This is a genomic window from Ochrobactrum sp. S1502_03 (assembly GCF_044435015.1).
GTDB classification, from domain to species: domain Bacteria; phylum Pseudomonadota; class Alphaproteobacteria; order Rhizobiales; family Rhizobiaceae; genus Brucella; species Brucella chromiisoli.
Genome location: NZ_JAYEXN010000004.1, coordinates 119,773 through 142,032, shown reverse-complemented (window position 1 = coordinate 142,032; position 22,260 = coordinate 119,773). Strand labels below are relative to the sequence as shown.

The window sequence follows — 22,260 nt, the reverse complement described above, 5'->3', positions numbered from 1 at the left end:
AAAGACGGGACGCGCGCGATCAAAGCGCGGAGTAGCAAAATATGTTGGATATCGGTTGGTCTGAACTGCTGATTATCGCGATCGTCATGATCGTGGTGGTTGGGCCAAAAGATTTGCCGAAGATGCTCAGAGCTTTTGGCAAAGCGACGGCGCGTATGCGTTCGACAGCGAATGAATTCAAACATCAATTCAATGAGGCTTTGAAAGAAGCTGAACTGGAGGATGTGAAGACTATCGTTGATGAGGCGCGTAAGCTCAATCCACGTTCCAAACTGACGGAAGTGTTTGACCCGATTCGCAGTGCTGGCGAAGATATTCGCGCTGGCCTTCAGTCCACAACATCCATGTCTCCGCCTGAACCTGCAAAAGTGGCCGAGGTTGCAATGCCGGTCGAAGCCACCGGTGCTACGGTTCCCGTTGATGCGCCTGTTGAGGCGGCTGTGATCAAGCCAAAGGCAACGCGCAAGAAGGCTTCGCCTGCAGTTTTGGCTGAAAAGCCAGCTAAGACGAAAGCGACAGCGGCAAAGCCTAAGACCAGCACCAAAGCAGAATCCGTTGCAAAGCCTGCTGCGCCGAAGAAGGTATCTGCGGCCAAGCCTGCAGCAAGCAAGCCCACGAAAAAGACGACTGAAAAGACAGGAACCAAAGCGTGAAACGGGATGAGGCCGAAATTGAACAGAGCGCCGCACCTCTGCTCGAACACCTGATTGAACTGCGTCGTCGCCTGATCTGGGCGATTTTGGCGTTCTTTATTGCTTTTGTTTTCTGTTTTGCTTTTGCAAAACATCTCTTCAATCTGCTCGTCGTGCCGTATCAGTGGGCAATTGACTGGGCGGGTATGGATCGTTCAAAGGCTGAACTGATCTACACCGCTCCGCAGGAATTCTTCTTTACGCAGGTCAAGGTTGCCATGTTTGGCGGCGTTGTTCTGGCATTCCCGATTATTGCTGCGCAGATTTACAAATTCGTTGCGCCTGGCCTCTACAAGCATGAGCGTATGGCGTTCCTGCCTTTCCTGATTGCTTCGCCGATTCTGTTCCTCATTGGCGGCGCGCTTGTTTATTTCTTCTTCACTCCGATGGTGATGTGGTTCTTCCTGGCGATGCAGCAGACCGGCGGTAACGGGGAAGTGCAAATTTCGCTTCTGCCGAAAGTGTCTGAATATTTGAGCCTCATCATGACGCTCATTTTTGCTTTTGGTCTCGTGTTCCAGTTGCCTGTTATAACCAGCCTTCTGACACGTGCGGGTTTGCTGACTTCGGAAGGGCTCAAAGACAAACGAAAATACGCAATTGTTATCGCGTTTGTGGTTGCTGCGGTGCTCACACCTCCCGATCCTGCCAGCCAGATCGGTCTTGCCATTCCGACAATCCTTCTCTACGAGATTTCCATCATATTGGCCCGGATGATTGAGAAGCAGCGGAGTGAGGCGAAAGAAGACGCTGAGGACAGCGCTTCCTGATCCGGACATATGCTAAACAGAGGCTGCAACCCGGCAGCCTCTCTTGTTGTTAAATTTCAAGAAACGGCTTTTCCCATGCTCGATATCAAATGGATTCGCGAAAACCCTGAAGCTTTCGATGCAGCGCTTGCAAAACGCGGAGCAGGGGCAGTCTCGTCCGAACTGATCGCGCTGGATGAAAAGCGTCGTGAGCATGTTGGCAAGGTTCAGGCTGCTCAGGAGCGCCGCAATGCTGCTTCCAAGGAAATCGGCAAGGCTATGGCCGAGAAGGATGCAGCAACGGCTGATAAGCTCAAGGCCGAGGTGGGTGAGCTGAAGGCGTTCCTCACGGAAGCTGAGGAAACAGAACGTCGTTTGGTGAAAGAACTCAATGACGCGCTCTCAAGCCTTCCAAATGTGCCGGCAGATGATGTGCCACTCGGCAAGGATGAGGCGGATAACGTTGAAATCCGCCGTATTGGCAATCAACGCAATTTCTCGTTCACACCAAAAGAGCATTATGAGTTGGGTGAGGCGCTCGGTTACATGGATTTTGAGCGCGCGGCCAAAATTGCCGGTGCCCGTTTTACCGTTTTGAAAGGTCCACTTGCGCGTCTTGAACGTGCTTTGGGCCAGTTTATGCTTGATCTGCACACCACAGAGCATGGCTATCTGGAAACCATGCCGCCACTGATGGTGCGCGACGAGGCTGTTTATGGCACGGGTCAGTTGCCGAAGTTTTCGGAAGACCTGTTTCGCACGACCGATGGCCGCTGGCTTATTCCAACCGCCGAAGTGCCGCTGACCAATCTGGTTGCGGACGAAATCGTTGATCTCAAGTCGCTGCCACAGCGCTATACAGCCTTAACGCCTTGCTTCCGTTCGGAAGCCGGTTCTGCCGGTCGTGATACGCGCGGTATGTTGCGTCAACACCAGTTTCTTAAAGCGGAAATGGTGTCGATCACCGATGCAGAAAGTTCGACCGCCGAACATGAACGCATGACAGCTTGTGCGGAAGAAGTGTTAAAACGCCTCGGTCTGCCATTCCGCACCGTGGTTTTGTGCACGGGCGACATGGGCTTTGGTGCGCAGAAGACTTACGACATTGAAGTCTGGATGCCGGGCCAGAATGCCTATCGCGAAATCTCCAGCTGCTCGGTATGCGGCGATTTTCAGGGACGTCGCATGAATGCGCGCTATCGGCCGGAAGGGGAGAAGACCACGCGCTTTGTTCATACGCTTAATGGTTCGGGTGTCGCTGTTGGCCGTGCACTGATTGCTGTTATGGAAAATTATCAGCAGGAAGATGGCAGCGTTCATATTCCTGAAGCATTGCAGCCCTATATGGGCGGCCTCACGCGCATCGAAAAAGCCGCGTGAATTTAAACAGTTAATGACCTGAATGAAGGAGAGACGACGTGCGAATTCTGCTGACGAACGATGATGGTATCCATGCTGAAGGCCTCGCAGTTCTGGAGCGTATCGCACGCCAGCTCTCTGATGATGTCTGGGTAGTGGCACCGGAGACTGACCAGAGCGGTCTCGCACACTCGTTGACGCTTTCGGAGCCGCTTCGCCTGCGCCAGATCGATGACCGCCATTTCGCACTGCGTGGCACGCCCACTGATTGCGTGATCATGGGTGTGCGTCATGTTCTCCCGGAAGCACCGGACCTCATCCTGTCCGGTGTCAATTCGGGTGCCAACATGGCCGACGATGTGACTTATTCGGGCACGGTCGCGGGAGCCATGGAAGGCACACTTCTTGGCGTTAAATCGATAGCACTCTCGCAGGAGTATGAATACGAGGCCGACCGCCGGATTGTTCCGTGGGAAACAGCAGAGGCCCATGCGCCTGCTCTTATCAAAAAGTTGATTGAGGCCGGCTGGCCGGAGGGCGTGCTGCTCAATATTAACTTCCCGAATTGCGATCCCGACGACGTGAAAGGCACATGCGTGACCGGGCAGGGTAAACTCAGCCACGACGCCCGTCTTGATGAGCGCCGAGACGGTCGTGGCTTTCCCTATTTCTGGTTGCAGTTTCGCCGCGCCAAATCTGAAGTTGCTGTCGACAGCGATATAGCTGCTATTCGCAATGATCATATATCTGTAACACCGCTTCAGCTTGATCTGACAGCGCATAAGGTTCGGGCTGATCTGAGCAAGGCACTTGGGGTTGAAGCATGAATCAGGCTGTGTCTGAACGCCCGCAGCTTTCGGACAGGGAAGGATTTGCATCCTTCGTCATGCGTATGCGAGCGCGGGGAATCAATGATCCCCGCCTCTTTGCAGCCATTGAATTAACGCCGCGACAGAGCTTTATGGGGTCGGCGTGGGGACATATGGCATTCAGCCAGCGGACTGTGCCGCTTGATTGCGGAGAGTATATCGAAGGCATCGATGATCAGGCTCGCGTGATTGCGGCTTTGCAACTCGAGTCGGGCCATCGTGTTTTGGAAATCGGCACCGGCTCCGGTTTTACAGCGGCAGTCATGGCGACGCTTTCGGGCCGTGTCACGACTGTTGAGCGTTATCGAAAATTATGTGACCGCGCCTTGCAGCAATTTGTAACGCTCAAGCGTGAAAATATCATGGTTAAACACGCTGATGGACGCCATGGCATGCCCGGCGGGCCGTTTGATCGCATCGTGATATGGCTTGCCTGCGAAGATATTCCGCGTCATTTCGTTGAGCTTCTGGCAACGCACGGTGTGCTTATCGCACCGATCGGGCCTGGCGACGGCCAGCAGGTTATGACGCGCATCGCAAAGGTTGGAAGCCGCTTTGAGCAGGAAAATATTATGCCTGTGCGCTATCAGCCATTTATTGAAGGCCTTTCCTCGGTTTTATGACGACTGCGAAGCTCTGGCGATTTCGCGTCGGAATGGCTTTTCGCGCTTATGGTATTTAATTGGTGAATATTTTTTCGAAGAAAGAGGCCTTCTTAACCAGCGAGTAACATTAACGCGTTTTAATGAGTCCAAGTGAGTTTTAGAGTATGGGCGAGTTGAACATGCGTTTTCCGATATTGCAGCATACGTCCGAACGTCTTCTGCGGAATGCAGCGATCGTTCTGATTGCCGGTTTTGGTGCAGGGTGCAGCGCCGATACAATGCGCTTCACGGATGGTCTTTATACCGGCTCCACGCCTAACCAGCGCGTCGTGCAACAGTCAGCCAGCGATAATTATGCGCCGGTGGCGGCTGCGCAACCTGTTTCAAGCGGGTCGGTTCAGCGCAACAGTTTGCCGCCGGTTTCTTCTGCACCTGTTGCCGCGGCGACAGCACAGACAAAGAATCAGATTAATCAGGCGCAAAATGTTGCTGCCAATAAGGTAAACAGTGCTGGAACGCAGATGGCGAGTGCCGCGGGCACTGCAGTCAACGCAAATTCCAAAGTTCTTGGGCAGTTACCGGCCACAGCAAACGGTGTTCCGCTTCCGGCTGCTAACCATGTCACGACGCCTCCGGCGCAAGCTCCGGTCGCAGCAGCGAAGACTGTTGCAGCGGGTGGCTATACGGTCAAGTCTGGCGATTCGCTTTATTCGATTGCGCAAAAGCACAATGTTCCGGTCGAGACGCTCAAGCAGGCGAATGGTCTTACCAATGGTGCAATCCGTGTCGGTCAGTCTCTGACAATTCCATCGGCAGCGGGTGGCACAACACAGGTTGCAGCAGTTGCACCCCAGCCGGTAAAACCAGCTACAGAAGCACCTGTGAAAACAGCTTCGATTGCACCGAATGAAGCATCCAATGTGAAGCCTTATACGCCGCCGCAAGCGAGCAATAAGGTGATCGAAGACGCTGAAAAGGATCAGTCAGCAGCACCATCTTCGACGGGCATCTCTCAGATGCGTTGGCCAGTTCGCGGTCGCGTTCTTGCAAGCTTTGGCCAGCGTGAAGGGACGTCTGTCAATGACGGCATCGACATTATGGTGCCGGAAGGCACCGCCGTTAAGGCCGCCGAAAATGGCGTCGTTATCTATGCGGGCGATGGCTTGAAGGAGTTTGGTCAGACGGTTCTGATTCGCCACGACAATGGTCTGGTGACGGTTTATGGCCACAACAGCCAAATTCTCGTGCAGCGCGGACAGAAGGTTCGCCGCGGTGAAGACATTGCAAAATCCGGCATGAGCGGCAACGCGAAATCGCCAAAGCTGCACTTTGAAGTGCGCAAGAATTCTTCGCCGGTCAATCCATCCAAGTATCTGGAATCCTGATAGGAATTTCATTAAAAAGCAACAAAGGCGGGTTTCAAACCCGCCTTTTTTTGGGTGTTTAAATTGCTTGACCCAGGCGGCCAGCGAGATCCTGAATATATTGCCACGCAACACGGCCAGATCGGTTGCCGCGTGTGGTTGACCAGGTCAGTGCTTCTGCATGCATCGCCTGCGGATCGTAATCCAGCTTGTAATGTGCGGCATAACCGTCGACCATCGCCAGATAGTCATCCTGACTGCACTTATGGAAACCGAGCCACAGACCAAATCGGTCCGACAGCGAAACCTTTTCTTCGATCGCTTCCGATGGATTAACGGCAGTCGAGCGCTCATTATCAATCATATCGCGCGGCATCAGATGGCGGCGATTGGACGTTGCATAGAAAATTACATTGTCCGGGCGGCCTTCAACGCCGCCTTCAAGCGCTGCTTTCAACGACTTATAGGACGTGTCGTCGTGATCGAACGACAGATCATCGCAAAACAGAATGAAGCGATAGGGCGCTTCCTTGATGATGTTCATCAGGGCAGGGAGACTGTCGATATCTTCGCGGTGAATTTCAACGAGCTTGAGTGGTGGTTTGCCAACCATTTCCGCATTGACGCTGGCTTGCGCTGCTTTGACGAGCGATGACTTGCCCATCCCGCGTGCGCCCCAAAGCAGAACATTGTTCGCGGGGTAACCTTTGGCAAAGCGGCGGGTATTATCGACAAGCTGATCGCGGACAAGATCAACGCCGCGAATGAGCGCGATATCAACGCGGTTGACGCGCTTGACCGGATCAAGGGTCAGCCGCTCCGGTGCCCAGACGAAGCAGTCGGCGACTTCAAGGTCCGGGACGCCTGGCTGTGGCGGTGCTATGCGTTCCAGAGCAGCGATCAGGCGATCGAGTTTCTGGCTGAGTATATTTTCCGTCGTCATTCCATACCCTCAGATGATGAGGCTCAGGGCTTAACATGCCACAGCATGCAGGAAAAGTGTTAGACCTTGACTGAGTAAAGTCATCGTCGGTTGCAATTGGCGCACTAACCATTGTAATGCCATTAAGAATTTGTCTTCGAGACTTCAGAGGAGTTCCTAATGTTCGTAACCCCGGCTTTTGCACAAGCCTCCGGCGGCGCCGCTGGACCAGATATGCTCATGAGCATTCTGCCATTCGTTTTGATCTTCGTGATCATGTATTTCCTCATCATCCGCCCACAGCGTACGCAGATGAAAAAGCGTCAGGAAATGCTGGCTGCTGTTCGTCGCGGTGATACGGTTGTCACCGGTGGTGGTATCGTCGGAAAGGTCCTGAAGGTTCATGACGACGGCGAACTCGACGTTGAAATCGCTGAAGGCGTTAAGATCCGCGTTCTGCGCAGCGCTCTTTCGGAAGTGCGCGTTAAGGGCGAACCAGTCGCCGACAACAAAAACAAATAATTTTATAAGACTGATGGAGTCCCGGTAAGGTTTCCATAACCGGGGCTCTATCATTATCGTGCATGTCCCGGCAGCTGCCGTGGTGCTTTCACATGGCTGGAGAGCAGTTCGCGAAATGCGCTCTGGCACGATCTATACAAGCCGAAACGGATTTGTTGCCCGATGCTTTATTTTTCACGTTGGAAATCGGCTTTGATCTGGTTGGCAATCATTGCCAGCTTCATCATAGCGTCGCCTAATTTTTTCTCGCGTGAAACACTGGCCAATCTGCCCGGATTTTTGCCGACAAAGCAGGTGGCGCTTGGGCTCGACCTTTCCGGTGGTTCTCGCCTCATTCTTCAGGTGCAGAATCCTGGCAGCGGCGATCTTGATCGCACCAAAAACATTATGCGGCAGCGCCTTGAAGAACTGGGCTACGGGAGCCCGGTCGTTGAGGAAGAGGGCCGCAACCGTATTCGCGTAGAAGTTCCGGGCCTTTATGACGCTCAGCTTCTAAAAGATATTCTTAGTATCCGGGGTAATCTTTCGTTTCGTGCGGTTGATGACAGCATGTCACCCGACGATGCGATCCGCGGAGCCCCCCCAGCCGACAGCAAGATTATTTATTCCTATGATGATCCGCCGGTTGGTTATCTTGTAAAAAATGAGCCGGTTTTTACCGGTGAAGATGTCACCGATGCAAAAGCCACGCTTTCCGAAGATGATAATGAGCCCGTCATTACACTGACGCTTGATGAGAAGGGGCGCCGCAATCTCGCAGCTGCGACCGCTCATGCTATCGGCAAAAGCTTCGCAATCGTTGTCGACAATCAGGTTGTTTCTGCACCTGTTGTCAGCGAGCCGCTTGATACGGATGAATTGCAGATATCAGGCGCATTCGATCTGCAATCTGCCAATAATATGTCGGTGGTTTTGCGCTCCGGTGCGTTGCCTAAGGCTGTAACGGTTCTCGAAGAACGCACAATTGCATCTGCGCTCGGCGATGATTATGCGAGCGCCGCTGTTTCCGCAGCGCTTCTTGCAGCGTTTCTTGTCGGCCTGTTCATGATCCTGTCCTATGGCGTGCTTGGCGTGATCGCCATGGTCGCGCTCGCCGTCAATGTGATTATCCTTGTGGCAATCATGTCCTTGATCGGCGCATCGATTTCACTGGCCAGTGTGGCCGGTATCGTGCTGATCATTGGCATGGCGGTTGATGCCAATATTCTGATTTATGAGCGTGTGCGCGAAGATCGCCGCAAAGGCTATTCAGTCGTTCAGGCAATGGAATCGGGCTTTTATCGCGCGCTTTCAACCATTGTTGACGCCAATCTTACGACCATGATTGCGGCTCTGGTGCTGTTCTTGATGGGGTCTGGACCGGTTCATGGCTTTGCACTCACCGTCACAATCGGTATTCTCACGACGCTGTTTACGACGCTGACCTTTACGCGTCTGCTGATCGCCCAGTGGGTTCGGACCGCAAAGCCGAAAGAAATTCCGAAGCGCCGTTTGAAGCTCGTTCCAACCGTTACGCATATTCCGTTTATGCGTCTTCAGTTCGTGACGCTTGGCATCTCGGTTCTTGCATGCGCAATCGTTGTCGCGCTGTTCGTCAATATCGGCATCAACTACGGTATTGATTTCCGTGGTGGCTCGATGGTGGAGTTGCAGGCGCGCAGCGGGGATGCAAATCTGCCTGATATTGAAGAACGCATGAGCGAGCTTAATATTGACAGTGCACGTGTTCTTCCCGCCAAATCGCCACGCTCGGCTCTTGTGATCATCGGCAGTCAGGAAGTTGGCGACGATGCGGAACAGACAGTTGCAGTCAAACTGCGCGGCGAATTTGAGCCGGATTATTCGTTCCAGCGCGTTGAAGTTGTCGGGCCTACTGTTTCCGAGCAACTCTCCCAGGCAGGTCTTTTGGCGCTGTTTTTGTCGTTGGCCGGTATCTTTGTCTATGTCTGGATCCGATTCCGCTGGCAGCTGGCGCTCGGTGCGGTTCTTTCGACGCTCCATGACGTTATCATTCTTGCGGGTGTGTTCATTGTCTTCCGTATGGAATTCAATCTCTGGAGCGTAGCAGCGGTTCTGACGATTATTGGTTATTCGCTCAACGATACGATCGTGATCTATGACCGCGTGCGTGAAAATTTGAAGCGCTACAGCAGTGCGCCACTGCCTGCGATTATTGACGCTTCCATCAATCAAACCCTCTCGCGAACATTACCGACAGCCTTTGTGACTTTCATTGCGCATGTTCCGCTCTATATGTTCGGTGGTGCTGATATTCGCATGTTCGCATTGGCATTGAGTGTAGGGATTATCGTAGCGACTTATTCTTCGATCTTTATTGCAGCGCCTCTGCTCGTGCAGTTCGGCCTCAAGCCGCGTGCAGCCGATGGTGATGATGCAATGGGCGACGATCTTGCGAAGTCGCTCAATCTGGATAACTAAAATGGTAAAAGGCATAGAAATTCGAGAGGCTCACTTTCCGGGCCGTGCACCCATTGATGCATATGGCAATGGCGGTTTCCGCTTTGCAGAGATGTCTCATATTGGCTCGATCCTGTGCTTGCCGTCAGGCATTCATGGCTGGCAACCACACACGCCGCCGGTCCTGTCGTGTGATGATCTCGGCGCTATTCTCGAACAGGCAAATGACATCGAAATTCTTCTGGTAGGCACCGGAATGGATCTGCGCCGTATTCCCGAGGATGTTCGCGCTTTGCTGCGCGAGCATCGTATTTCGTCTGATCCAATGAGCACGGGCGCTGCTGTGCGCACCTATAATGTGCTGATTGCGGAAGATCGTGCCGTTGCGGCCGCACTCATTGCGGTAGACTGATTTCCATGAACCAGAATGAAGACCATTGCCTGACGCTTCTGCGCGAAGCCGACCGGGATCGTTATCTTTCAGTGCTTTATGCGCCAGAAGACAAACGTGGCGGGTTAGCAGCGCTTTATGCTTTTAACGTAGAAATTGCCCGCATTCGTGATCTGGTGCATGAGCCACTACCCGGTGAAGTGCGTCTGCAATGGTGGCGTGATCTCATCAATGGTGAAGAACGCGGAAGCGCGGATGCGCATCCGGTTGCAGCAGCCCTGATCGACACGATCAATAAATATGATCTGCCGCGCGTGCCTTTCGATAATTATTGCGAAGCGCGCATTTTCGATCTCTACGATGACCCGATGCCAAGCCGGAATGATCTGGAAGGCTATTGCGGCGAAACCGCTTCGGCACTGATCCAGCTTGCTGGGTTTATTCTTGATCGTGATGCTGCCCAACAGCATACTGAAACGATTGGCCATGCGGGTGTTGCACAGGCGGTGTCAGGGCTCTTGCGTCTAATGCCTGTTCATCGTCGTCGTGGGCAGCTTTATGTGCCTGGGGATATGTTGCAGGCGGTTGGCGTGACGCGTGACGCCTTCCTCGGTAATGAAGATAAATCTGCGCATGAGCGCGTGATCACTGTTATGACCGCGCTTGCACGCGAGCATCTGGCATTTTTTGACAAGGCCAAAAAGAACCTGCCTAAAAGTCTCGGTCCGGCATTTCTGCCGATGGCACTTGTTCCTGATTATCTCAAGTCCGTTGAACGGCTTGGTGGTAAAGCTGCCGATCAGGTCGCCGATCTCTCAGCCATACGCAAACAATGGCTGATGTTTCGCGCTAATTTTTAAAAAGAGGCGGTTTTCTGCGTAAGAAAACCGCCTTATCACTTTGATTTATAATCTCTTTCGAAATTATGCGTCGCTATCAAGCCATTGCTTGAAATCGCTGAGTGCGCGTTGAGACAAGGCGCGCTTTTTAGCAATCGTCTTTTCCTTGCCGCGCAGCCGCGTGCCTTCCGGCTTTGGTACGTCGATTGGTGGAAACAGGCCAAAATTCACATTCATTGGCTGGAATGAGCGTTTGCCGGGTTCATCGTCGTCAGCAACGATGTGGCCTCCCGTAATGTGGCCGAGCAGGGCACCAAAAGCGGTGGTCTGCGGTGGCGCAACAGGCGTCTTGCCGAGCTTTTCAGCAGCGGTAAAACGTCCGGCCAGGAGACCAATAGCCGATGATTCGACATAACCTTCACAGCCGGTAATCTGGCCAGCGAAACGCAGATTTTCGCGAGACTTCAACCGCAGCACATTATCAAGCAGCACTGGCGAGTTAAGGTACGTGTTGCGATGCAGACCACCCAGACGCGCAAACTCGGCATTCTCAAGACCGGGAATCATTTTGAAGATGCCGGTCTGGGTGCCGTACTTAAGCTTCGTCTGAAAGCCGACCATATTATAGAGCGTGCCCAGCGCATTATCCTGGCGCAACTGCACAACCGCATAGGCCTTGACCGTCGGATTATGCGCGTTGGTCAGGCCCATCGGCTTCATCGGGCCGTGACGCAGTGTTTCAGCACCACGCTCGGCCATAACTTCGATTGGCAGGCAGCCATCGAAATAGGGCGTGCCTTCCCATTCCTTGAAATCGGTCGTATCGCCTTCAATGAGGGCTGCAACGAAAGCCTCATACTGCTCCTTATCCATGGGGCAGTTGATATAATCCTTGCCGGTGCCGCCGGGACCGACCTTGTCATAGCGCGACTGGAACCAGCACACATCCATATTGATCGAATCAAAGTGAATGATCGGCGCAATGGCATCGAAGAAGGCGAGCGCATCAGCACCTGTCTGTTCCTGAATGGCTTTCGCAAGAGCCGGTGCCGTTAACGGACCGGTTGCTACAATCGTTGTGCCCCATTCTTCCGGGGGCAGGCCGGTGATTTCTTCGCGCTCTATGCTAATCAGCGGGTGCGCTTCGAGTTTCGCTGTCACTGCCTGCGAAAAGCCCTCGCGGTCAACTGCGAGTGCGCCACCAGCCGGAACCTGATGCGCGTCGGCGCACGCCATGATCAGCGAACCGGCAAGACGCATTTCGGCATGAAGCACGCCGACAGCATTGGTTTCTGCGTCGTCAGAGCGGAAGGAGTTCGAACAGACGAGTTCTGCAAGCTGCTCCGTCTTATGCGCATCTGTGCCGCGAACCGGCCGCATTTCATGCAGAACCACAGGCACGCCGGCCTGCGCAATTTGCCACGCGGCTTCGGAGCCTGCGAGACCGCCACCAACGACATGTACGGGGGAGAGATTGGTATCTTTTGACATGGCAAATCCCTTACCTTCTTTGCCTGTCGCCTTCAATGGGAGAAGAGCCCAGCAGTTCGGAAAGAGTACCACAAAAACAAATGGCATCCGGCGCGGGAGGAGGTGCGACGGATGCCATTATTGTCAGACCGGAATTGGGAGGAGGAGAGACCGGTCTTAGTATCGCAAAGCATGGGAGGAGGAGTGCTTTGCGACAAACCGGGCCTGATGGGAGGAGGATTCAGGCCCAGCAAAATGAATTCTATTTAGCGAGCCTTGGACTGACGCGCTACATAAGGAATGTCTGCGCGGGAAATGCCGAGGTCGTTGAGTTCGCGAGTCGAAAGCTGGTTGAGCTCATTGACAGTATCGCGGTAACGGCGCCAGTTGTTGTAAGAGCGTACGAGGTTCATGGTATTATTCCTTCATCGTTGAGGAACTGTGGTTCAATTCATCTTTTCTGTGTTCATGATATAACGCATTGTTTTCGTTAGTTGCAGGCCCGAGTTTGCATAGCTGCCTTGCGGGTTCTGCAACACACGCTAAATCGATTAGACTGGTCGGGCACAAATTTGCCTCAAACTGATTTGCGTTGCCTCTTTGCCAGCTGGCGAGTTTCCTATATGTTCCCAATCACTTGAATTAAATTTAGCATCAACAGATAGATCGTTCAGGAGTTGTTTTGTCGTTTTCAGTTTCCGTAGAGCGCCTGATCGAGCGTTGGCAGGATGACGGCCTTATCGACGCCGAAACCGCCTCGCGTCTCAATGTTGATCTTAAAAAACGGGGACCACGCTTCAGTCTTGGCTCGGTGCTGGCCACACTGGGGGGGCTGCTGCTCGGTGCCGCTGTCATCATGCTGATTGCCGCCAACTGGCAGGACATGCCGCGCATCATGCGGATCGGTCTTGTCTTCGCGCTTATCTGGGCCTGTTATCTCGGTGGTGCATGGCGGCAATTGCGTGGCGACAAAGTGCTTCCGCAGGCCCTTTATATCGTTGGCGCTGCATCATTTGGTGCAGGTATCGCGCTTGTCGGTCAGATGTATCATCTGTCGGGCGATGTGCATTTGGCAGCACTTGTCTGGACCGGTGGCGTCTTAGCCGCTGCCTTGCTGTTGCGCTCGTCCGTTCTGACAGCGTTTGGTGCGGGCGTGGCCTGCTTCTATCTCTTCACCTATGTATATGACAATAATTATGGTGATCTCAGTTACCGCCTGATTGGACCGCTGCTCGTGCTGATTGGCGCTGCTGTGGCGCGCTATACCCGATCCCGTCATGCGGCGCATTTGTGGTGCCTGTTTGTACTTGGCTGGGCGTTACTTCTTTATGTCGAGAATGAAAACCGTATGATTCTCGGCTTGATGCTTCTGTTCGGCATGGCATTCATGCTGGCGGATGCTTTCGCACATGATGCACTTCAGAAGCTGACGCGCTTTGCGCATCCTCTTGCGTCTTACGGTCTGCTGCTCGCATTGCTGGCGCTTGGCATCTTGCAGGTTGACAGAATGTTCTCTTATTCCACGCCCGAGGGCATAGCGCATGATGTTATTTATGGCATCTTCGTTCTCGCACTTTCTATTGGAGCGCTTGCAATATGCGGACGCGACAATGGCAGTTTGCGTTCTATTGCTTATGCGGCCTTCTCGTTTGAAGTGCTGTATCTGGCCTTTGCGACGGTTGGTTCGATGATCGGCACGTCAGGATTTTTCCTTACAGCCGGTATTCTGGTGCTTCTTCTCGCTGCTTTTGTGCGCCGTATGGAAAACAGGTTCGGCCGAAAGCGCGGGCCGGAGGTGCAGCAATGAGTGTTATGAAAAGCAAATGGCTTTATGCAGGTGCGGTTGCGGCCGCATTGCTTCAAACAGGCATTTTATATTCGAGTATTGAAAAGCGCGCCTCTGTGCTGCGGTCTGGCCATGAAGTGGTGTTGCAAACCCAGCCAGTCGATCCTCGCGATTTGATGCGTGGCGATTATGTCATCCTCGGCTATGATATTTCGACGATTGCGCTGACGCGCATTCAAGGAAAACCTCCCCGCGATGCTCGCGATGTCTATGTGGCGCTGAAACCCGATGCTAACGGCATATGGCATTTTTCACGCGCGGCTTTCGTGCCTTTCACGGACCTCGCTTCTGATGAAGTGCAGATTCATGGGGAATCAAATTATGTAATCCCTGATTATTCCGATGCCACCATCAACCTGCGCTACGGCATAGAACGCTATTATGTGCCCGAAGGTGAGGGGCGTGAGATCGAAGACAGCCAGCGAGATTTAAGCATTACAGCGGTGGTTGCCATCGACGATAAGGGCACAGCTGTCATGAAGGCTTTGCGTGATAATGGTGTGCCGCTTTACGAAGAGCCGCTTTATTAATATCGCTGCTTTCGAAAAGGGGCTTGGCTCTTGCGACAGGATCGCTATATAGGGGCAGAAAGCACGAAAGCGCTTCGGCTTGAAAGAGCTGGCAAATCAATGCCGGTAAAAAGGCTTTTTTCCTTTGAACCGGGAAAATTGAATGATATAGAGACGCGCGCTTTCGAGGGCAGTTCAATATCTGAGACGAATTCAGTGCGTTCGGTTGAATGCACTTCGGCTTAGAAGCGGATATGGCGAAATTGGTAGACGCACCAGATTTAGGTTCTGGCGGGAGACCGTGGGGGTTCGAGTCCCTCTATCCGCACCAACTGCTGCAAGGCAACAGAATTTCTCTCCCGCGACAAGGCACATAGGCCGGCAACGGCGGGACAATGACAAGAAGTGAAGGTTTGAACATGCAGGTTACCGAAACGCTCAATGAAGGGCTGAAGCGCGAGATTAAAGTCGTGGTTCCGGCCGGAGATCTCGAAGCCAAGCTCTCTGAGCGGCTCGAAACTGCGCGTGGTCGCGCCAAGATTAACGGTTTCCGTCCAGGCAAGGTGCCAACGGCACACCTGCGCAAGACCTACGGCAAGTCCTTCATGGCTGAGATCGTGAACGAAATCCTCAACGATTCGTCGCGTTCGATTCTTGCGGACCGCAACGAAAAGTCGGCAACGCAGCCCGTCGTTTCGATGTCGGAAGACGAAAAAGAAGCTGAAAAGGTTCTCGACGGCAAGGCCGATTTCGTTTTCTCGCTGACCTACGAAGTTCTGCCAACGATCGAAGTCAAGGACTTCACGAAGATCGCTGTCACCCGTGAAGTCGTCGATATTTCGGAAGAAGAAGTTGACGAACAGGTCAAGCGCGTTGCTGCTTCGACCCGTACCTTTGAAGCAAAGAAGGGTAAGGCCGAAAACGAAGATCGCGTAACGATCGACTATCTCGGCAAGCTCGATGGTGAACCATTTGAAGGCGGCGCAGACACCGATGCGCAGCTCGTTCTTGGTTCGGGACAGTTCATTCCTGGCTTTGAAGAGCAGCTTATTGGCCTCAAGGCTGGCGACGAGAAGGTTATCAACGTAACTTTCCCTGCTGAATACGGTGCGGCGCACCTCGCAGGTAAGGAAGCAACCTTCGACATCACCGTAAAAGGCGTTGAAAAGGCTGGCGAACTCGTTCTCGACGATGAAACCGCTAAGAAGCTCGGTATTGAGTCGCTTGAGCGTCTGCGTCAGGTTGTTCGCGAACAGATCGAAAGCCAGTACGGACAGATCACCCGTCAGAAGGTAAAGCGTCAGATTCTTGACGCGCTTGATGGCGATTACCAGTTTGAAACCCCGGAAAAGCTTGTTGAAGCCGAATTCAACAACATCTGGCAGCAGATCAACTTCGACCTGCAGCAGGCTGGCCGCTCCTTCGAAGACGAAGAAACCACGGAAGAAGCTGCTCGCGAAGAGTATCGCAAGCTTGCTGAACGTCGCGTTCGTCTCGGTCTGGTTCTCTCCGAAATCGGCGAAAAGGCTGGCGTAGAAGTTTCTGAAGAAGAACTGCAGCGCGCTGTCTTTGATCAGGTACGCCGCTACCCAGGTCAGGAAAAGGAAATCTACGAATTCCTGCGCAAGACGCCGGATGCCGTTGCGAACCTCCGCGCGCCAATCTTTGAAGAAAAGGTCGTTGACCATCTGCTCGCAAACATCAACGTGACCGACAAGAAGGTCTCGAAGGAAGAGCTGACCGCAGAAGACGAAGATGCAGCTTCGGAAGCAAAGCCAGCCAAGAAGGCTGCGCCTAAGAAGAAGGCCGCTCCTAAGAAGAAGGCAGAAGAAAAGTCCGACGAGGCTTAATTCTTTTCACGCCCACTTTATCAGAAGGCCGCGCAATGCGCGGCCTTTTTCGTTTCATCTCCTGCAATTGATTGGCCGAAAAGCTTGCATCGTTGAGGGCTTTGTTCTAGCCAGTATGCAATCCGTTTTTAGCTCAATCCGAATATTTGCGAGCCAGCATGTCCCTTATCGATACGCGTATACCTGAACCAAAACGTTTCATTTCTGGCGCAACTGGCGACTGGGAAGTGGTCATCGGCATGGAAGTCCATGCGCAGGTTACGTCCGAGTCGAAGCTGTTCTCCGGTGCCTCCACATCCTTTGGTGCTGATCCGAATGCCAACGTATCTCTGGTTGATGCTGCCATGCCAGGCATGTTGCCGGTGATTAATCTTGAATGCGTCAAACAGGCTGTCCGTACAGGCATTGGTCTGAATGCGCAGATCAATCTCAAGTCGGTTTTTGATCGCAAAAACTATTTCTATCCCGATCTGCCGCAAGGCTATCAGATTTCGCAGTTCAAGCAGCCGATTGTTGGCGAAGGCAAGATCATGATCTCCGTTGGTCCTGACAACAAGGGCCAGTTCGAAGATGTTGAGATCGGCATTGAGCGTCTGCATCTCGAACAGGATGCGGGCAAGTCGCTGCACGACCAGCATCCAACCATGTCCTATGTCGATCTGAATCGTTCCGGTGTGGCGCTGATGGAAATCGTTTCCAAGCCAGACCTGCGTTCGTCTGACGAAGCACGTGCTTATCTGACCAAGCTGCGCACGATTGTTCGCTATCTCGGCACCTGTGACGGCAATATGGACGAAGGCTCGATGCGCGCTGATGTGAACGTCTCCGTTCGTCGTCCGGGCGGTGAATTCGGCACGCGTTGCGAAATCAAGAACGTCAATTCGATCCGCTTTGTTGGTCAGGCGATTGAAGTTGAAGCACGTCGACAGATTGCTATTCTGGAAGACGGTGGTTCAATCGATCAGGAAACCCGCCTGTTTGATCCTGTAAAGGGCGAAACCCGTTCGATGCGCTCAAAAGAAGAAGCGCATGACTATCGCTATTTCCCGGACCCCGACCTTCTACCGCTCGAATTCGATCAGGCTTTCGTTGATGCGCTTGCCACTGATTTGCCTGAGTTACCCGATTTCAAAAAAGACCGCTTGGTCGAAACGCTCGGCATTTCGGTTTATGACGCTTCGATTCTCGTCTCGGAAAAGGCAATTGCAGACTATTACGAAGCGGTGAGTGAGGGTCGTGACGGCAAGCTGGCTGCAAACTGGGTCATCAATGATCTTCTTGGCGCATTGAACAAGGCTGGCAAGGACATTGAAGAATCGCCTGTTTCGCCAGCGCAGTTGGGCGGCATCATCGATCTGATCAAGGACGGAACAATTTCCGGCAAGATTGCCAAGGAACTCTTTGAGATCGTCTGGAATGAAGGTGGCGATCCGAAGAGCCTCGTTGAAGAACGCGGTATGAAACAGGTCACGGATACCGGTGCGATTGAGAAAGCCGTTGACGATATTATCAGCGCCAACCCGGACAAGGTTGAACAGGCCAAGGCCAAGCCAAGCATGGCGGGTTGGTTCGTTGGTCAGGTGATGAAGGCAACAGGCGGCAAGGCCAACCCGCAGGCCGTCAATGATCTGGTTAAGTCCAAGCTTGGGATTGAAGAATAATGTGGGTTCGCAGCGCCAGTGAGGCCGATCTGAAGGCTGTGCACGAGTTGCTGGTTTCGACTTGGCATGCGACCTTCGATGACGTTCTTGGCCGGGAGACGGTCGACGCCGTTACCGGAAAATGGCACTCGGTTGCAGCACTCAAAGCCAATCTCAAGAAGCCATATTCGGAATTTATCGTTGCAGATAACGGCGAGGGCGGTATCGATGGAATGGCTTTTGCAAGCCAGACCGGAGAAGGCAAAGCCTCGCTGCACCAGCTTTATGTGCGCCCCGAAGCGCAGGTACAGGGCATCGGCACAATGCTTCTGGCAGAAGTCGAAATGGCTTTCCCGGGTGTGAACACGATGCGCCTTGAAGTGATTGAGCGCAATGAAAAGTCGGTTCGTTTCTATGAGCGCAAAGGCTATGCGCGGGTTGGGCGCAGTGAAGATTGGGGTGATCCCAATTGCAAGGAACCGGTGCTGATTATGGAAAAGTCTCTTGAAGGCTGGAGCATGTAGGAACGCGTTGCTGCCGCTTCATACTCTTGTGACAGCGGCAACTTGCCCCTTGCGTTGCGCGTTTGATAGGGCCATAAGCGTTGAAAACCCGGCAGTTTTACTGCCTGTGGCAATAACGGATCTGGATAGGTCATGAAGAAATTTCTTACGCAAGTCTTCACATGGTGGAATGGCCAGACACTTGGCACCCGCTTTCATACCTGGCGCAAAGGCGAACGGGTTGGTGAAGACGAGTTCGGCAATATTTACTATCAGGGTGGTAAAGACTCTGAAGGTCGTACACGCCGCTGGGTCATTTTCAATGGCTATGCGGAAGCAAGTGCTATTCCTCCGGGCTGGCATGGCTGGATGCATCACCGTGTTGATACACCGCCAAGCAAGGAAGATTACAAGCCGCGCGACTGGCAGAAGCCACATTTGCAGAACCTGACAGGTTCGCCGCTGGCTTATCGTCCAAAAGGTGCTATCGCGATTCCGGGAACGCAGCCTGCGGAACGCCCGCGCGTGACCGGCGAATACGATGCCTGGACACCGGGCAGCTAAGTTTTATGAAAAGATCGGCGTGTGGTTTACCGCCGGTCTTTTTCTTTAGCGTCATACTGCAAAAGCCCTGAGGATAGATGTTTGCGAAGCATTGTTGCTTGCAGCTGGGCTACGAATCGTCACAATTGGCGATTAGAAACGATTGCGGCTCTATATTTAACCAGATTGTACGGATATCCGTTTTGACGAAGCATTCTCCCGGCACGGCTGTTAACGGAAAGAACTGGATAATGAGTGCTGCGAAACTCGCTTTGCTCACAGCTCTCGCTGGTACATTGAGCTTTAATACAGCCTATGCAGAGCGCATTTCCAATCCTGTTGCCGAATTTTCGGGGTTGGACAAGATCACTGGGCGCATCACAACCTTTGATGTTTATATCAATGAGACAGTGCAATTTGGTGCGCTGCAGGTAACGCCCAAGGTTTGCTATTCTCGCACTGAGAATGAGGCACCGCGCACAGATGCCTTTGTCGAAGTTGATGAAATCACACTTGACCGAAAAATCCGCCGGATTTTTACAGGCTGGATGTTTGCGGATAGTCCTGGCTTGAACGCCGTTGAACACCCGATTTATGACGTATGGCTGAAGAACTGCAAGCAGTCTTCTGACGTCCCGCCGCCTGATCAACGCAAATAATCTTGAGATTCAGAATAAAGCTGTTCCCTGAAGCGCGTCTTCGAGCAGCTTTTCATATTTCTTGCGCCGGACTTCGATCGCACCGAAGCGCTCAAGATGCGCGGTCGTGAACTGGGTATCGAGCAGCACAAAGCCCTGCCGCTTCAGATGTTCCACCAGAAAAGCGAGGCAGACCTTTGATGCGTCACGCTTGCGCGTAAACATGCTCTCGCCAAAGAAAGCGCGTCCCAGCGTAACGCCATAAAGTCCACCCACGAGCTTACCCTCATGCCACGCTTCAACGGTGTGGCAATGACCGGCATCAAAAAGCTGACCATAAGCTTCGCGAATTGGCCCGTTAATCCATGTGCGTGCTCGTTCGCCGGTGCCGCTTGCGCAGCCGTCGATAACTCCCTCGAAATCGCTGTCGAGACGGATTTCAAAAACTGCTTGCCGGATGGTTTTTTGCAGGCTTTTCGGAACGTGAAAGCCATCAAACGGGATGATGCCGCGCTTTTCAGGACGAACCCAGAAAATCTCCGGGTCATCCGCTTCTTCTGCCATCGGAAAAACTCCGGTGGCGTAGGCCCGCAGGAGCAACTCCGGGTCGATTGAATAGTCGTCCGGGGAAGCTCCTGCGGTCACTTTACTTATGCACCTGGTGTTTCAGACTGCTTAGCCAGATATTTTTCCAGCCAATGAATGTCGTAGTCGCCATTGGCGATGTCCTGATTGGAAATCAGGTCCTGGAACAGGGGCAGGGTCGTCTTGACACCATCGACCACGAACTCATCAAGTGCGCGACGCAGACGCATCATGCATTCAACGCGGTTGCGGCCATGAACGATGAGCTTGCCGATGAGGCTGTCATAGTAAGGCGGGATGCGGTAGCCGGAATAGACGCCCGAATCCACACGAATGCCAAGGCCACCCGGCGTATGGTAATGCGTGATCAGACCCGGTGAAGGCGTAAAGTTACGCGGATCTTCCGCATTGATACGGCATTCAATGGCATGACCGGAGAAGCGGACTTCATCCTGCTTGACCGAAAGACCGAGACCTGCTGCCACACGGATCTGCTCGTGTACGAGATCAATGCCGGTGATCGCTTCGGTAACCGGATGCTCCACCTGCAAACGGGTGTTCATTTCGATGAAATAGAACTCGCCGTTTTCATATAGGAACTCAATCGTGCCAGCACCGCGATAGCCCATGTCGGCAACAGCATTGGCGCAGACCATGCCGATCTTGTCACGTGCTTCAGCGTTCAACGCTGGGGAATTGGCTTCTTCCCAAACCTTCTGGTGGCGGCGCTGCAACGAGCAGTCGCGTTCGCCCAGATGGATTGCATTGCCTGCACCATCGCCCATCACCTGAACTTCGATGTGACGCGGCTTTTCGAGGTATTTCTCGATATAGACTGCATCGTCACCAAATGCCGCACCCGCTTCGGTGCGAGCGGTTGAGAGAGCGACTGAGAGGTCTTCCTCGGTGCGTGCAACCTTCATGCCGCGACCACCACCGCCGGCGGATGCCTTGATGATGACCGGATAGCCGATTTCTTTTGCGATGCGCTTGGCTTCGTTTTCGTCGGTTACGCCGCCATCTGAACCCGGAACGACTGGAATGCCAAGGCGCTTAGCCGTGCGCTTGGCTTCAATCTTGTCGCCCATGATACGGATATGCGAAGAGGTTGGTCCGATGAAGGTAATGCCGTGTGCTTCAAGAATTTCAGCAAACTTAGCATTTTCCGACAGGAAGCCGTAGCCCGGATGGATTGCATCCGCGCCTGTGATTTCGCAAGCGGCAACGATTTGATGAATATTCAGATAGCTGTCGCGTGATGGAGGCGGTCCAATGCACACACTTTCGTCCGCAAGGCGAACATGCATCGCATCGGCGTCTGCCGTGGAATGAACTGCGACCGTCTTGATGCCCAGTTCTTTACAAGCCCTGAGCACGCGAAGAGCGATTTCGCCACGATTGGCTATGAGTATCTTTTGAAACATTGCGCTTTGCTGCCCGTTCATTGAATAAGCCGAAATTCTTCTGACCAGATCGTCGTCTTATTCGATGACGACCAGCGGCTCGCCGAATTCGACGGGCTGTGCATCTTCGATCAGAATAGCCTTGACTGTACCGGCGCGCGGAGCGGCGATCTGGTTCATGGTCTTCATGGCTTCGATGATCAGAAGGGTCTGGCCTTCCTTAACCTGTGTGCCAACTTCGATGAAGTTGCGTGCGCCGGGAGCAGGCGCCAGATAGGCGGTGCCGACCATTGGTGAAGGAACAGCGTTCTTGCTGAGTTCTGCCTTGGTTGGCTCTGCGGCAACAACAGCAGCGACAGGCGCTGGGGCCGCGGCGGGTGCTGCCTGCATCACGGTGGCAGCCGCCTGAACCGTTACCTTGCGCGAAACGCGAATACGCAGATCGCCATGCTCGACTTCAATGTCGGTCAGGTCGGTTTCATTGAGAATGTCCGCGAGATCGCGGATTGTTTCTTTGTCGATGACGGATGATTTGCTGGACAT

At 53.3% G+C, this 22,260-nt stretch carries 23 protein-coding genes and 1 tRNA gene; 18 read left to right on the top strand and 6 right to left on the bottom strand.

The window, feature by feature from the left end; genetic code table 11:
- Window positions 1-41: 41 nt before the first annotated feature.
- The 6 genes from tatB to dipM all read left to right on the top strand — a co-directional run bounded on the left by tatB (window position 42) and on the right by dipM (window position 5,659).
- The gene (tatB, locus tag VBH83_RS05305; RefSeq protein ID WP_265983628.1) at window positions 42-653 is read left to right on the top strand and encodes a Sec-independent protein translocase protein TatB; all 612 of its coding nucleotides are present in this window, start codon (window positions 42-44) and stop codon (window positions 651-653) included.
- Entirely contained in the window at window positions 650-1,462 is an 813-nt protein-coding gene (tatC, locus tag VBH83_RS05300; protein ID WP_265983630.1) for a twin-arginine translocase subunit TatC, read from the top strand. Before tatB ends, tatC begins: the two co-directional genes overlap by 4 nt.
- Window positions 1,463-1,537: 75 nt before the next feature.
- Complete coding sequence (serS, locus tag VBH83_RS05295; RefSeq protein ID WP_265983632.1) at window positions 1,538-2,821, top strand: serine--tRNA ligase; 1,284 nt, start codon at window positions 1,538-1,540, stop codon at window positions 2,819-2,821.
- A 38-nt stretch (window positions 2,822-2,859) separates the two neighbouring features.
- Window positions 2,860-3,627, top strand: a complete 768-nt coding sequence (gene surE / locus VBH83_RS05290; protein ID WP_265983634.1) for a 5'/3'-nucleotidase SurE — start codon at window positions 2,860-2,862, stop codon at window positions 3,625-3,627.
- Entirely contained in the window at window positions 3,624-4,292 is a 669-nt protein-coding gene (locus tag VBH83_RS05285) for a protein-L-isoaspartate(D-aspartate) O-methyltransferase (protein ID WP_265983636.1), read from the top strand. Before surE ends, VBH83_RS05285 begins: the two co-directional genes overlap by 4 nt.
- Before the next feature lie 146 nt (window positions 4,293-4,438).
- Window positions 4,439-5,659: a cell division endopeptidase DipM gene (gene dipM / locus VBH83_RS05280; RefSeq protein ID WP_265983637.1), complete on the top strand. Its 1,221-nt coding sequence runs from the start codon at window positions 4,439-4,441 to the stop codon at window positions 5,657-5,659.
- A gap of 58 nt (window positions 5,660-5,717) precedes the next feature.
- Here the strand turns inward: dipM and VBH83_RS05275 are convergent, their stop codons facing one another.
- A complete protein-coding gene (locus VBH83_RS05275; protein WP_265983638.1) occupies window positions 5,718-6,581 on the bottom strand; it encodes an ATP-binding protein in 864 nt (287 codons plus the stop codon).
- A 159-nt stretch (window positions 6,582-6,740) separates the two neighbouring features.
- On the opposite strand from VBH83_RS05275, the gene yajC reads away from it, so the two are divergent.
- From yajC to VBH83_RS05255, 4 genes are all read left to right on the top strand, one after another.
- Complete coding sequence (gene yajC / locus VBH83_RS05270; protein WP_265983640.1) at window positions 6,741-7,082, top strand: preprotein translocase subunit YajC; 342 nt, start codon at window positions 6,741-6,743, stop codon at window positions 7,080-7,082.
- A 162-nt stretch (window positions 7,083-7,244) separates the two neighbouring features.
- Window positions 7,245-9,521: a protein translocase subunit SecDF gene (secDF, locus tag VBH83_RS05265; RefSeq protein ID WP_265983642.1), complete on the top strand. Its 2,277-nt coding sequence runs from the start codon at window positions 7,245-7,247 to the stop codon at window positions 9,519-9,521.
- Between the two features lies 1 nt (window position 9,522).
- On the top strand, window positions 9,523-9,912 hold the full coding sequence (locus tag VBH83_RS05260; protein WP_396996651.1) for an Mth938-like domain-containing protein: 390 nt from the start codon (window positions 9,523-9,525) through the stop codon (window positions 9,910-9,912).
- 5 nt (window positions 9,913-9,917) lie between these two features.
- Window positions 9,918-10,751, top strand: coding sequence for a phytoene/squalene synthase family protein (locus tag VBH83_RS05255; protein ID WP_396996649.1), 834 nt, complete (start codon window positions 9,918-9,920; stop codon window positions 10,749-10,751).
- Between the two features lie 63 nt (window positions 10,752-10,814).
- On the opposite strand, the gene trmFO is transcribed toward VBH83_RS05255, so the two are convergent.
- Window positions 10,815-12,221: a methylenetetrahydrofolate--tRNA-(uracil(54)-C(5))-methyltransferase (FADH(2)-oxidizing) TrmFO gene (trmFO, locus tag VBH83_RS05250; protein WP_265983648.1), complete on the bottom strand. Its 1,407-nt coding sequence runs from the start codon at window positions 12,219-12,221 to the stop codon at window positions 10,815-10,817.
- 245 nt (window positions 12,222-12,466) lie between these two features.
- Window positions 12,467-12,613, bottom strand: a complete 147-nt coding sequence (locus tag VBH83_RS05245; protein ID WP_265983650.1) for a DUF1127 domain-containing protein — start codon at window positions 12,611-12,613, stop codon at window positions 12,467-12,469.
- A gap of 269 nt (window positions 12,614-12,882) precedes the next feature.
- On the opposite strand from VBH83_RS05245, the gene VBH83_RS05240 reads away from it, so the two are divergent.
- The 8 genes from VBH83_RS05240 (at window position 12,883) to VBH83_RS05205 (ending at window position 19,750) form a co-directional block, all read left to right on the top strand.
- Entirely contained in the window at window positions 12,883-14,007 is a 1,125-nt protein-coding gene (locus tag VBH83_RS05240) for a DUF2157 domain-containing protein (protein WP_396996646.1), read from the top strand.
- Complete coding sequence (locus VBH83_RS05235; RefSeq protein ID WP_265983654.1) at window positions 14,004-14,576, top strand: GDYXXLXY domain-containing protein; 573 nt, start codon at window positions 14,004-14,006, stop codon at window positions 14,574-14,576. Before VBH83_RS05240 ends, VBH83_RS05235 begins: the two co-directional genes overlap by 4 nt.
- Before the next feature lie 227 nt (window positions 14,577-14,803).
- Window positions 14,804-14,886, top strand: a tRNA-Leu gene (locus VBH83_RS05230).
- Between the two features lie 88 nt (window positions 14,887-14,974).
- A complete protein-coding gene (gene tig / locus VBH83_RS05225) occupies window positions 14,975-16,405 on the top strand; it encodes a trigger factor (protein WP_265983884.1) in 1,431 nt (476 codons plus the stop codon).
- 158 nt (window positions 16,406-16,563) lie between these two features.
- On the top strand, window positions 16,564-18,066 hold the full coding sequence (gene gatB, locus VBH83_RS05220) for an Asp-tRNA(Asn)/Glu-tRNA(Gln) amidotransferase subunit GatB (RefSeq protein ID WP_396996644.1): 1,503 nt from the start codon (window positions 16,564-16,566) through the stop codon (window positions 18,064-18,066).
- A complete protein-coding gene (locus VBH83_RS05215; protein WP_265983733.1) occupies window positions 18,066-18,569 on the top strand; it encodes a GNAT family N-acetyltransferase in 504 nt (167 codons plus the stop codon). Before gatB ends, VBH83_RS05215 begins: the two co-directional genes overlap by 1 nt.
- Before the next feature lie 132 nt (window positions 18,570-18,701).
- Window positions 18,702-19,112: an NADH:ubiquinone oxidoreductase subunit NDUFA12 gene (locus VBH83_RS05210; RefSeq protein WP_265983735.1), complete on the top strand. Its 411-nt coding sequence runs from the start codon at window positions 18,702-18,704 to the stop codon at window positions 19,110-19,112.
- A gap of 182 nt (window positions 19,113-19,294) precedes the next feature.
- Window positions 19,295-19,750, top strand: a complete 456-nt coding sequence (locus tag VBH83_RS05205) for a DUF2155 domain-containing protein (RefSeq protein ID WP_265983737.1) — start codon at window positions 19,295-19,297, stop codon at window positions 19,748-19,750.
- 9 nt (window positions 19,751-19,759) lie between these two features.
- Here VBH83_RS05205 and aat read toward each other — a convergent pair whose 3' ends face one another.
- Genes aat through accB form a run of 3 tightly spaced genes read right to left on the bottom strand, consistent with a single transcriptional unit; the run spans window position 19,760 to window position 22,260 of the window.
- Complete coding sequence (gene aat, locus VBH83_RS05200; protein WP_396996701.1) at window positions 19,760-20,329, bottom strand: leucyl/phenylalanyl-tRNA--protein transferase; 570 nt, start codon at window positions 20,327-20,329, stop codon at window positions 19,760-19,762.
- Window positions 20,330-20,379: 50 nt separating this feature from the next.
- The gene (accC, locus tag VBH83_RS05195) at window positions 20,380-21,738 is read right to left on the bottom strand and encodes an acetyl-CoA carboxylase biotin carboxylase subunit (protein ID WP_265983739.1); all 1,359 of its coding nucleotides are present in this window, start codon (window positions 21,736-21,738) and stop codon (window positions 20,380-20,382) included.
- 57 nt (window positions 21,739-21,795) lie between these two features.
- Window positions 21,796-22,260 (bottom strand): acetyl-CoA carboxylase biotin carboxyl carrier protein, encoded by a 465-nt coding sequence (gene accB / locus VBH83_RS05190; RefSeq protein ID WP_396996641.1) that lies wholly within the window; start codon window positions 22,258-22,260, stop codon window positions 21,796-21,798.

What these genes read in the sequence shown, in the direction of transcription:
- tatB (WP_265983628.1), top strand. Translation starts at nt 42, where the DNA reads ATGTTGGATATCGGTTGGTCTGAACTGCTGATTATCGCGATCGTCATG.
- serS (WP_265983632.1), top strand. Translation starts at nt 1,538, where the DNA reads ATGCTCGATATCAAATGGATTCGCGAAAACCCTGAAGCTTTCGATGCA.
- VBH83_RS05285 (WP_265983636.1), top strand. Translation starts at nt 3,624, where the DNA reads ATGAATCAGGCTGTGTCTGAACGCCCGCAGCTTTCGGACAGGGAAGGA.
- dipM (WP_265983637.1), top strand. Translation starts at nt 4,439, where the DNA reads ATGGGCGAGTTGAACATGCGTTTTCCGATATTGCAGCATACGTCCGAA.
- VBH83_RS05275 (WP_265983638.1), bottom strand. Translation starts at nt 6,581, where the DNA reads ATGACGACGGAAAATATACTCAGCCAGAAACTCGATCGCCTGATCGCT.
- yajC (WP_265983640.1), top strand. Translation starts at nt 6,741, where the DNA reads ATGTTCGTAACCCCGGCTTTTGCACAAGCCTCCGGCGGCGCCGCTGGA.
- secDF (WP_265983642.1), top strand. Translation starts at nt 7,245, where the DNA reads ATGCTTTATTTTTCACGTTGGAAATCGGCTTTGATCTGGTTGGCAATC.
- VBH83_RS05260 (WP_396996651.1), top strand. Translation starts at nt 9,523, where the DNA reads ATGGTAAAAGGCATAGAAATTCGAGAGGCTCACTTTCCGGGCCGTGCA.
- VBH83_RS05255 (WP_396996649.1), top strand. Translation starts at nt 9,918, where the DNA reads ATGAACCAGAATGAAGACCATTGCCTGACGCTTCTGCGCGAAGCCGAC.
- trmFO (WP_265983648.1), bottom strand. Translation starts at nt 12,221, where the DNA reads ATGTCAAAAGATACCAATCTCTCCCCCGTACATGTCGTTGGTGGCGGT.
- VBH83_RS05245 (WP_265983650.1), bottom strand. Translation starts at nt 12,613, where the DNA reads ATGAACCTCGTACGCTCTTACAACAACTGGCGCCGTTACCGCGATACT.
- VBH83_RS05235 (WP_265983654.1), top strand. Translation starts at nt 14,004, where the DNA reads ATGAGTGTTATGAAAAGCAAATGGCTTTATGCAGGTGCGGTTGCGGCC.
- tig (WP_265983884.1), top strand. Translation starts at nt 14,975, where the DNA reads ATGCAGGTTACCGAAACGCTCAATGAAGGGCTGAAGCGCGAGATTAAA.
- gatB (WP_396996644.1), top strand. Translation starts at nt 16,564, where the DNA reads ATGTCCCTTATCGATACGCGTATACCTGAACCAAAACGTTTCATTTCT.
- VBH83_RS05215 (WP_265983733.1), top strand. Translation starts at nt 18,066, where the DNA reads ATGTGGGTTCGCAGCGCCAGTGAGGCCGATCTGAAGGCTGTGCACGAG.
- VBH83_RS05210 (WP_265983735.1), top strand. Translation starts at nt 18,702, where the DNA reads ATGAAGAAATTTCTTACGCAAGTCTTCACATGGTGGAATGGCCAGACA.
- accC (WP_265983739.1), bottom strand. Translation starts at nt 21,738, where the DNA reads ATGTTTCAAAAGATACTCATAGCCAATCGTGGCGAAATCGCTCTTCGC.
- accB (WP_396996641.1), bottom strand. Translation starts at nt 22,260, where the DNA reads ATGTCCAGCAAATCATCCGTCATCGACAAAGAAACAATCCGCGATCTC.